Genomic DNA, 6,561 nt, shown 5'->3' with positions numbered 1-6,561 from the left:
CTATAGTATAAATAGATGGCCTTGTTTCTATTGGTATTTCATTATCTTTAACAAAATTAATAGGTATGGCTGTATCAGATTTTTCATACTTAACATAGCCAAGATAGGCTTTATCTTTTTCTGAATACAAAGTGACATATTTTATATTTATTGGTTTTTCACCATATGAAGTAAAACACATAATCTCAGTAGACTCTTCAAAAGCCAACGCCTTAAAAGATAATAGTACCAACAAAAAAAGAGTGTTTTTTTTAATCACTTCCATTTCCTTTTAGATTAATAATTCTCTTGTTTATACCAATCTAACTTCAAGATGCGTATAATTTCTCCCCGCGAAGCGGGGGAGAAATCAGGTTTCATATCGTGTTGTAAACTGCAACTTGAAGTTTAATGCGTATATATAGGAAAGAACATCAGAATAGTATATTCCATATAAAGCGTACTTTTCGCCAGTGACAATCCTAATAATTCATTGATTATCTGAGTGATAAGTTCAATACTCCAGCGTGAACGCAAACAGTTAAAATTCTGCGGGGAGTGTGATAACAAGAACGACAGCAAGCTAAAAATCGGGGCTAAATTCCATCGAGCAGGTCTGCCTCTCGGCAAGCTTTTTAATCCTTCCAGCCCATATAATGTTAACCCATTTATCCAACGATGAACGGAAGAACGTGAACAATGAAGGATTCTGGCGTCGTTCACTTTGGGGGATTGGTGCTATGATTCGCATGACTCAGTCCATTTTGGGATTTTTTTGATTTGGCGATTAATCAGATCGCAAAAATTGGACTGAGTTCCCTCCAAGTGATCTACTATTTTGAAAGCTTATTTAGTTCTGATACTGGAGCCATTTCAACTTCCAGTGAAGTCTAGCTAAGTAAAATAATTTTTATAAAATACAATAAAATCAGTGTGAACTATTATTTTTACATCTAAATAGCGTTTCAAAATAATAGGAGTATTCCTTACCCTGCGCGCCGCGCGGGGTAAGGAACCCCAACATCTGATACTCTCAGTATTATGAAAACCTATTTAGTTTAGTCTGTTGCAATCAATATGCAGTGCGGGGCATAATTTGGGGCACTTACCATTTAAAAATCTCAATTCCTCATCTGTTTTTGCAGTGAGGAAATATTTTTCTGGCAGGTATTTTTTTCGGCTCTCCATGTTACCGAGTTAATGTATTAGCCCGGTAACATGGAGAAGACAAGCGCAGCGCGTCAGTGATATTTGCTGTCTCTGGATTCAAGAATACCCATTAACTTTTTATATTCAGGTCTAACCTCGCCATAAACAATATCGCCATTAGGATATGTCATAAATGGCCTGTCATTATTCTTTCTATCAGTCCAAACTGAAAGCATTTGTTTTATATATATGTAATTTAGGTTAATGTTTTTAGCTGTTCCTGTTTTATACGTTAACGGATCGTGTTTCCCTATAAGGTCAAATGAAAACTCCTTGCCATTTAAAAAGAGTTTTGTTATAAGGGGAAATAAAATTATTTTTTCATGTACATCCCCGTTTATTTTTAAATAACCGCCATCAAATTCTTGTGGTGCATTACCATCAATAACAAATGTCGTTTTAAATCCAAAGTTTTTGTTAATAAGAGGATCAATTTTTGACGTATCTTTCAGCTTGACTTCAAAAGTAATATTACTCAGTTTCCAATCACACTTCCCTCCTCCTTCCTTAGGGACACTGACCTTAACTTGATTTGGCTGACCGATTGAGAGCGGGTAGGTGGCACGATGAAAGCCCGGAACAGAATACGACTTCATATTCGCGGTTCGGCGTTCTTTGCGGCAGATTTCAGAACGATACATGGCTGAAAGGGGTAAGGCATCCAACTCATCAGGAAGAGTTGCCATAAAATGAACATTCTCTCCATTAATCGGTGGAGAAAATGATTCACTTTGCGCGCACCCTTGTATGAAAAACACAGCAAGTAGGGAGGATAATACGCTTTTATTGCATAGAGATTTCATTGGTGTTTTCCTTGTATCGCTCAAGAACGTATTCAATAATTCAGATAGACATCGTTATGATGTATTATTTCATCAAATGACCCTATTGAAGCTATTAGCTTAGGCGTTCCGAATTTAATCTGACAGGCACTAAATCAAAGTGGGCGACTGCCAGATTAAGTCTGAATGACTACATCTTAGTTTGTTTGCTGTTTCTGGATTCAAGAATACGCATTAATTTATCAAAGTCTGGTGTTACATCACCATTGTATATTATTGTTCCGTCAGGGTAAGTCATTGATGTTTCTCTATCCTTATTTTTCCCTCCCTGCCAATAAGTCAAAAAGTTTTTTTCATATAAGACATTAAGATGAATTTTTCTACCATTATTCATTTTATATGTCATAACATCATATTTTCCTACCAAATAAAATGATTTACTATGATCCCCAAAAAACCTTTCTCTTAGTAAAGGAAATAAAATAATTTCTTCATTTAAATTACCTGTTTTTTTTATATATCCACCATCGAACTCTTGGGGTGCATTACTATCAATAACAAATGTCGTTTTAAATCCAAAATTATCGTCAATAAGAGGCGCAATTGTTGACGTATCTTTCAGCTTGACTTCGAAAGTGATATTACTCAGTTTCCAATCACACTTCCCTCCTCCCTCCTTAGGGACACTGACCTCAACTTGATTTGGCTGACCGATTGATAGAGGGTAGGTGGCACGATGAAAACCCGGAACAGAATACGACTTCATATTCGCGGTTCGGCGTTCTTTGCGGCAAATTTCAGAACGATACATGGCTGAAAGGGGTAAGGCATCCAACTCATCAGGAATCGTTGCCATAAAATGAATATTCTCTCCATTAACTGAGGGAGAAAATGATTCGCTTTGCGCGCATCCTTGTATGAAAAACACAGCAAGTAGGGAGGATAATACGCCTTTATTGCATAGAGATTTCATGGGTGTTTTCCTTATATCGCTCGAGAGCGTATTCAATAATTCAGATAGACATCGTTAAGATTCATTATTTCATCAAATGACCCTATTGAAGCTATTAGCTTAGGCGTTCCGAATTTAATCTGACAGGCACTAAATCAAAGTGGGCGACTGCCAGATTAAGTCTGAATGACTACATCTTAGTCTGTTTGCTGTCTCTGGATTCAAGAATGCCCATTAACTTTTTATATTCAGGTCTAACCTCGCCAGAAACAATATCACCATTAGGATATGTCATAAATGGCATGTCATTGTTCTTTCTACCAGTCCAAACTGAAAGCATTTGTTTTATATATATGTAATTTAGATTAATGTTTTTAGCCGTTCCTATTTTATACGTTAACGGACTTCCTTTCCCTATAAGATAAAATGTATTCTCATTGCCATTTAAAAAGCTTTTTGTTATAAGGGGAAATAAAATTATTTTTTCATGTACATCCCCATTTATTTTTAAATAACCTCCATCAAATTCTTGTGGTGCATTACCATCAATAACAAATGTTGTTTTAAATCCAAAATTTTTGTTAATAAAAGGCGCAATTGTTGACGTATCTTTCAGCTTGACTTCAAAAGTAATATTACTCAGTTTCCAATCACATTTCCCTCCTCCCTCCTTAGGGACACTGACCTCAACTTGATTTGACTGACCGATTGAGAGCGGGTAGGTGGCACGATGAAAACCCGGAACAGAATACGACTTCATATTCGCGGTTCGGCGTTCTTTGCGGCAAATTTCAGAACGATACATGGCTGAAATGGGTAAAGCATCTAACTCATCAGGAATCGTTGCCATAAAATGAATATTCTCTCCATTAATCGGTGGAGAAAATGATTCACTTTGCGCGCACCCTTGTATGAAAAACACAGCAAGTAGGGAGGATAATACGCTTTTATTGCATAGAGATTTCATTGGCACCTTCCTTATATCGCTCAAGAGCGTATTCAATAATTCAGATAGACATCGTTAGGATGCATTATTTCATCAAATGACCCTATTGAAGCTATTAGCTTAGGCATTCCGAATTTAATCTGACAGGCACTAAATCAAAGTGGGTGACTGCCAGATTAAGTCTGAATGACTACATCTTAGTTTGTTTGCTGTTTCTTGATTCAAGAATACGCATTAATTTATCAAAGTCTGGTGTTACATCACCATTGTATATTATTGTTCCGTCAGGGTAAGTCATTGATGTATCTGCACCCTGATTTTTTCTTCCCTGCCAATGAGTTAAAAAGTTTTTTTCATATAAGACATTAAGATGAATTTTTCTACCATTATCCATTTTATATGTCATAACATCATATTTTCCTACCAAATAAAATGATTTACTTCCCCCCCCTAAGAACCTTTCTCTTAGTAAAGGAAATAGAGTAATCTCTTCATTTAAATTACCTGTTTTTTTTATATACCCACCATCGAATTCTTGGGGTGCATTACCATCAATAACAAATGTCGTTCTAAATCCAAAATTATTTTTAATAAGAGATGCAATTGTTGACGTATCTTTCAGCTTGACTTCAAAAGTAATATTACTCAGTTTCCAACCACACTTCCCTCCCCCCTCCTTAGGGACACTGACCTCAACTTGATTTGACTGACCGATTGATAGAGGGTAGGTGGCACGATGAAAACCCGGAACAGAATACGACTTCATATTCGCGGTTCGGCGTTCTTTGCGGCAAATTTCAGAACGATACATGGCTGAAAGGGGTAAGGCATCCAACTCATCAGGAAGAGTTGCCATAAAATGAATATTCTCTCCATTAATCGGTGGAGATAATGATTCGCTTTGGGTGCACCCTTGTATGAAAAACACAGCAAGTAGGGAGGATAATACGCTTTTATTGCATAGAGATTTCATGGGTGTTTTCCTTATATCGCTCAAGAGCGCATTTCAATAATTCATCTTGGTTAACATCTTGTTCAAAAACATCGTGCAGTTTATTTTCGAGTGCCATAAAAGTAGTGTTACGTTTTGCACTCAGTGGAGCGGCATCTTGATGATGTATTAATTTATCAAATTTTTCTTTTGAAGCTATTAGCTTAGGCGTTTTCGTTGGCTCTAAGAAACTGAGCAATTGATTATTTATGATGGCTTGATATTTACTGCCCATAAAGTGGTCTGTTGCTGTCGTTATAATCGTATCTAAATCAGACCCTGTCCATAAATTTGTGTAATTGCCTGTTTCGATTATTTTTAATTAATCAACTCAAACAGGTGACAAAATGGACGAAAAACAATTACAGGTGCTGGTCACTGAGCTGGCTAAAAATCTAAAGATCCCTGAAGATTTAAGCCAGCTTTCTCGTTTCCTCAAAAAATTGACCGTTGAAGCAGCATTGAAAGCAGAGTTGACCACGCATTTGGGTCATGAAAAGCACCAGCTCAAATCTGGCTCGAATATCCTCATGCTAAAGTTCAGCTATGTATCCGCAATAATCTGCGCTATGTGTCCTGGAAAGACGCGAAAGCCGTGGTTAAAGACCTGAAACAGATTTATCAGGCACAGACAGAAGAGTTCGCTCAGCAAGCACTGGAGACGTTTTCCCAACAATGGGATGAACGTTATCCCCAAATCAGTAAGAGTTGGCGGGAAAGTTGGCTTCATTTATCCACTTTTTTTGTTTATCCGCCTGAAATCAGGAAGGTTATCTACACGACAAATGCTATCGAATCACTGAACAGTGTGATCCGCCATGCCATCAAACGGCGAAAAATATTCTCATCAGATAATTCAGTGAAAAAAGTCGTCTGGCTGGCGATCCAAGCGGCATCGAAAAAGTGGACAATGCCGATCTAGGATTGGCTTCGTGCAATGAGCCGGTTTATTATTGAATTCGGTGACCGTTTAGACGGTCACATTTAAAAATGAAAAATGGTGATTACACAAAATCGGGAACAGGGTCGGTATGTCTCAAATTCTTCGGAAACAAGATCCTATTTTTTCCAGACACAATCACTTATTTTTTCATCATAAGCATCTTCAATTTCTACAAAGTCAATCTGCTTACCTTTTTTATTTTTATATATTAAACCAGAGTAGTATGTTCCTTGTGAAAGAACCATATAGGTTCCATTGACTTCTCCTTTAATCATTTCATTCCATATCGTTGTGTCGATAGATGGCCTAGTCTCACTTAATATTACATCGTTCTTAACGAAAACAATCGGTATAGCTATATCAGACTTTTCATACTTAACATAACCAATTTCAGCATTATCTTTTTTTGAATACAGAGTGACATATTTTATATTTATCGGCTTATCGTCATTATTAGTATAACAAGCAACTGAAATAGATAATTCAGAAGCAAAAACATTAGAAGATAGTATAACCAACAACGAAATGATTTTTTTATACATTTTAATTTCTTCCCCTTCCTTCTTCCTTTTTCAGGGCAGTGATTCTTTTGTTTATGTAGGCTGGGATATCCATCAGCCGCAGTACCACAATCTGACCACGCAGCAACACCTGTTGATGTAACCGCCAATGCTCTAGCTGAAATGACCACGGCAGTGTGCTGCGATAACCCCAGCCCCAACTGGCATCGCTGAGTTCGTGTTTATCGAGCAGCAGAGC

The 6,561-nt window shown here is 37.2% G+C and carries 8 protein-coding genes and 3 pseudogenes; 2 read left to right on the top strand and 9 right to left on the bottom strand.

Annotated features, from left to right (window positions below):
- From IQ211_RS17355 to IQ211_RS17330, 7 genes and pseudogenes are all read right to left on the bottom strand, one after another.
- Positions 1–259: hypothetical protein (locus tag IQ211_RS17355; protein ID WP_420856248.1), on the bottom strand; the 259-nt coding region annotated here is incomplete at its 3' end.
- A gap of 173 nt (positions 260–432) precedes the next feature.
- Positions 433–693 (bottom strand): annotated as a pseudogene (locus tag IQ211_RS19725) (helix-turn-helix domain-containing protein); the annotation flags it as partial.
- A gap of 527 nt (positions 694–1,220) precedes the next feature.
- A complete protein-coding gene (locus tag IQ211_RS17350; RefSeq protein ID WP_189760927.1) occupies positions 1,221–1,991 on the bottom strand; it encodes a hypothetical protein in 771 nt (256 codons plus the stop codon).
- A 169-nt stretch (positions 1,992–2,160) separates the two neighbouring features.
- Positions 2,161–2,943, bottom strand: coding sequence for a hypothetical protein (locus tag IQ211_RS17345; protein WP_189760926.1), 783 nt, complete (start codon positions 2,941–2,943; stop codon positions 2,161–2,163).
- A 169-nt stretch (positions 2,944–3,112) separates the two neighbouring features.
- Positions 3,113–3,889 (bottom strand): hypothetical protein, encoded by a 777-nt coding sequence (locus IQ211_RS17340; RefSeq protein WP_189760925.1) that lies wholly within the window; start codon positions 3,887–3,889, stop codon positions 3,113–3,115.
- Positions 3,890–4,058: 169 nt separating this feature from the next.
- Positions 4,059–4,841, bottom strand: a complete 783-nt coding sequence (locus tag IQ211_RS17335) for a hypothetical protein (protein ID WP_189760924.1) — start codon at positions 4,839–4,841, stop codon at positions 4,059–4,061.
- Positions 4,822–5,094 carry a hypothetical protein gene (locus IQ211_RS17330; RefSeq protein ID WP_189760923.1) on the bottom strand — a complete coding sequence of 91 codons (273 nt, stop codon included), beginning with the start codon at positions 5,092–5,094 and terminating at the stop codon, positions 4,822–4,824. The genes IQ211_RS17335 and IQ211_RS17330 overlap by 20 nt, the downstream gene beginning before the upstream one ends.
- A 112-nt stretch (positions 5,095–5,206) precedes the next feature.
- Here IQ211_RS17330 and IQ211_RS20230 point away from each other — a divergent pair, with 112 nt between their 5' ends.
- Positions 5,207–5,470: a hypothetical protein gene (locus IQ211_RS20230; RefSeq protein ID WP_399478465.1), complete on the top strand. Its 264-nt coding sequence runs from the start codon at positions 5,207–5,209 to the stop codon at positions 5,468–5,470.
- Positions 5,377–5,847 (top strand): annotated as a pseudogene (locus IQ211_RS17325) (transposase); the annotation flags it as partial. The gene IQ211_RS20230 and the pseudogene IQ211_RS17325, both read left to right, overlap by 94 nt.
- Positions 5,848–5,918: 71 nt before the next feature.
- Here IQ211_RS17325 and IQ211_RS17320 read toward each other — a convergent pair.
- Both IQ211_RS17320 and IQ211_RS17315 read right to left on the bottom strand, forming a co-directional pair.
- A complete protein-coding gene (locus IQ211_RS17320; protein WP_189760922.1) occupies positions 5,919–6,344 on the bottom strand; it encodes a hypothetical protein in 426 nt (141 codons plus the stop codon).
- A gap of 1 nt (position 6,345) precedes the next feature.
- A pseudogene (locus IQ211_RS17315) lies at positions 6,346–6,561 on the bottom strand (DUF4123 domain-containing protein); the annotation flags it as partial.

It is taken from the genome of Xenorhabdus griffiniae, from assembly GCF_015163655.1.
In the GTDB taxonomy this organism is placed as follows: Bacteria; Pseudomonadota; Gammaproteobacteria; order Enterobacterales; family Enterobacteriaceae; genus Xenorhabdus; species Xenorhabdus griffiniae.
Note: the sequence above shows the minus strand (reverse complement) of the source record. Positions and strands in the feature narration are given on the sequence as shown.

Excerpts from the sequence above, each read along its gene's own strand:
- IQ211_RS17350 (WP_189760927.1), bottom strand. The coding sequence starts at position 1,991 with ATGAAATCTCTATGCAATAAAAGCGTATTATCCTCCCTACTTGCTGTG.
- IQ211_RS17345 (WP_189760926.1), bottom strand. The coding sequence starts at position 2,943 with ATGAAATCTCTATGCAATAAAGGCGTATTATCCTCCCTACTTGCTGTG.
- IQ211_RS17340 (WP_189760925.1), bottom strand. The coding sequence starts at position 3,889 with ATGAAATCTCTATGCAATAAAAGCGTATTATCCTCCCTACTTGCTGTG.
- IQ211_RS17335 (WP_189760924.1), bottom strand. The coding sequence starts at position 4,841 with ATGAAATCTCTATGCAATAAAAGCGTATTATCCTCCCTACTTGCTGTG.
- IQ211_RS17330 (WP_189760923.1), bottom strand. The coding sequence starts at position 5,094 with ATGGGCAGTAAATATCAAGCCATCATAAATAATCAATTGCTCAGTTTC.
- IQ211_RS20230 (WP_399478465.1), top strand. The coding sequence starts at position 5,207 with ATGGACGAAAAACAATTACAGGTGCTGGTCACTGAGCTGGCTAAAAAT.
- IQ211_RS17320 (WP_189760922.1), bottom strand. The coding sequence starts at position 6,344 with ATGTATAAAAAAATCATTTCGTTGTTGGTTATACTATCTTCTAATGTT.